Raw genomic sequence first — 2919 nt, forward strand, 5'->3', positions numbered from 1 at the left:
GATTCGACAAATAAGGGCTCTCGGGATTCAAGGATTGGTTTCAGGCAAGGGGGAGGGGTCCCGGAGCGGACCGATTCAGCCAGGGGTTCGAAAGGCATCCCCCAACCACTCTCAAAGGCCTGGAAAGGTTTCCCAGAGGGATCAGTAAGAATGATCCAGGCGGCATTGAACACTCCGGATTCGCACAGGTTTCGGAGGGCACCCCGGAGCAGATCTTCCCGGGTTTCGGCACGGACGATCCACTGATTGACCCGGCGCACGGTATCCAGCATGCGCCGGAAACGTTCTTTCTGCTCCTCTACTGATTTGAACCTCACGATCAGGGGCTGTTCCCCTACCAGGAGGTCCACCTCTCCTCTGCGAATGGCCTCCAGGGCCGCCTCGGCCTCCGCAAGCCTCCGCCTCAGTGATTCTATGGTGGAAGTGCCTTCATTCATGGCTGTTCTTCCGGTGGTTCCATTCCTAAGGCGGCAAGAAGCCCGTGTTCGTCATTCAGGGAACCGATTATGGTCACGGCTGGTTCCGGCTCGACAACGATCAATGTGGGTACGGCCAGGATGTTGTTTTTCAGTGCGGCCTGGTAATCTTTCAGCACGTCTATGATTTCAATCTTGTATCTCCCTTTGAGCCGGTTCTCACAAAACCGTTTCAGCACCGCCCGGGCCTTGCGGGAGTTGGGTTCATCTCCGGCCACGAAAAGGCGGAACCGAAAAAATGGTTCACCGGATCCCTTGCCTTGTTTTTTCCCTCCTTCCATTTGCCTGCACCCGGTCTAAAAATTGATATCCTCCACTCGCGCAGCTCCCGGTTTTCAGGTGAGGCCATCTCAGGGTCAGACCATCCAACCAGGGGCACGAAGTCTTGATAGATATATTTGTATAATCCCTTACCGGGACGGTTTGGGGAGAACGGACTCTTTTAGGACCGACCTGGACTGTCACCCTGATCGGATACGGTTTTTTTAGAGGGAATTTTTCCCAATTGAACCCAGTCTAACAGGCTGTTGAAAAACTACTTCGCTCATTACGTCTTTTAACAGCCTGCTAAAGTTCCAAGAGCTGGAAGCCCTGGTCGTTGATAATGTATCTATGGTGCCTGTTTGAATGAGCTGATCCTCTTGCCTTCAGTATTTGAAGCATGCGATAGGTCTCCCCAGATCCTTCAACATAAGCAAGAAAGAGTACCGTATCCACCATTGAGGAGATGCCGTTGCCGGAGATCTCCATGACGTCGGAGGCCCCGGATGTCTGGTTGGTTAGGAGCGAGGTGATGCCTCGTTCCTTGCAGATATTCAGCAGGCGCATGAGATACTCAAAGGCCGCCTGTTTCCCTCCCATCCTTTCGCAGGCGGAGATGGCGTCCACGATGACATGATCCGGGGAGACGGCATCCAGGCGGCGGGTAAAGCGGATGAGATGCTCTTCCGCACCCATGGATTCAGGCATGCCTGTGAGAAAGACCATGCGGCCGGAACGGCGGTGAGGTTCAAGGTCCAGTCCGGCGCTCAAAAGGTTTGTTACCATGGCGTCTTCAGACTCCTCGAATCCCTGATAAAGCACTGTTTCGCCTCTAAGACAGGCCGCGTTTGCAAAGGTGCTTACCAGGATCGTCTTGCCGGTACCGGGAAGGCCGGCGAAAAGTACGCATGCCCCCCTGCGGATTCCGCCTTCGAGCAAGGTATCCAGGCTCTCCAGACCGGTGGAAATCTTTTCTCCTAATGCCCTGTGCCGAAGTTCCACCTTGGTGATCGGCGCAGTGTGGAGTCCCGATTCCGTGATAACGTAAGGGTATTCATTACGACCGAATCCGGACCCGCGATACTTGATCACCCTCAGCCGCCTGGTGCTTATCTGGTCTGAAACGCGGGCATCAAGCTGGATGACGCAGTCGGCCATGGAATCGAAGAATTCCTCATAAAGTGAAGGCCGGTTTCCCGGCCGCGGCCGGATGGTCATAAGGGCGGTCAACCCCGCATTTTTAAGCCAGTCATTAAGTGTGTGCACCTCGCTTCGGACATGCTGGGCGGTGTCGAAAAGACGCAAGATCACTTCAAGAGCGTCTATGGCGATTCTTTTGGCCCCCATCTCATGGACCTTTCCGGAAACAGAAGCCAGTAATCCCTTGAGGGTGAACTCGCCGCTTAATAAAGTATCGGGCCTGACAGGGCTCACCAGCAGGAAGAGCTTGTTTTGCTGTTCCAGTGCCCCGAGATCCCATCCCATGGTCAGGGCATTTCGCCGAATGGTCTCAGAAGATTCTTCGAAGCCGACAAAGATGCCCGGCTCTCCCGCCAACGCCCCGCGATACAAAAACTCGAGTCCCAGAATCGTTTTGCCGGATCCGGGCCCTCCGCTGATCACAGTGGTCTGACCCGCAGGGAGGCCCCCTTCCAGTACTTCATCAAGGCCACGTATATAAGTGGGTGACTTAGGCAATGGTATGGGCACTCCTTGGCCCGATCCAGACAATCCCCGTGTGTGCTGATTTTCGTCTGCCATGGGTCGTTCTCCGCTTTGGTTGGATCGTTCGCCTTTGCCAAAGATATCCTATAGCTTGCTACAGAGAGGAATGGCGAGCGAGGTGAATGCATCGAAGCGCTTTTGTGTGAAAAAGAGTTCGGCTCCGTCGCAATTCCGCTCACGGTACCCTACTGCCTGCCAGTGGGGAGCTTCATTTTTTGTTATCATACTAAGGTTTTTTTTCGTCGTGATCAACGAAAACCTTTGATCATGCATGGAGAAATAGGGCTGAATGGTTGAGGCATTTTCAAGAGGCGGACCACGGGGTCAGGTTGAAGGAGCGTCTGTTTTTGGAGAATAGGATCCGGGTTAAAGGGTGGAAACGTGAAGAAGCCTTTTCACGGCCTGAATGCCCAGCGGGAGGAATCCCTGTAACGGCCCACGACGTATTCAAGCAGGG

General features: G+C 54.1%; 3 protein-coding genes. All 3 read right to left on the reverse strand.

The window, feature by feature from the left end; genetic code table 11:
- Nucleotides 1-437 (reverse strand): hypothetical protein (locus tag JRF57_16385; GenBank protein MBW2305271.1); only part of this gene is annotated, 437 nt, incomplete at its 3' end.
- Nucleotides 434-757, reverse strand: a complete 324-nt coding sequence (locus JRF57_16390) for a circadian clock KaiB family protein (protein MBW2305272.1) — start codon at nucleotides 755-757, stop codon at nucleotides 434-436. The genes JRF57_16390 and JRF57_16385, both read right to left, overlap by 4 nt.
- A gap of 286 nt (nucleotides 758-1043) precedes the next feature.
- Nucleotides 1044-2498: a circadian clock protein KaiC gene (gene kaiC, locus JRF57_16395; protein ID MBW2305273.1), complete on the reverse strand. Its 1455-nt coding sequence runs from the start codon at nucleotides 2496-2498 to the stop codon at nucleotides 1044-1046.
- Nucleotides 2499-2919: the final 421 nt, after the last annotated feature.

It is taken from the genome of Deltaproteobacteria bacterium (assembly GCA_019310525.1).
Lineage (GTDB): Bacteria > Desulfobacterota > DSM-4660 > Desulfatiglandales > HGW-15 > JAFDEE01.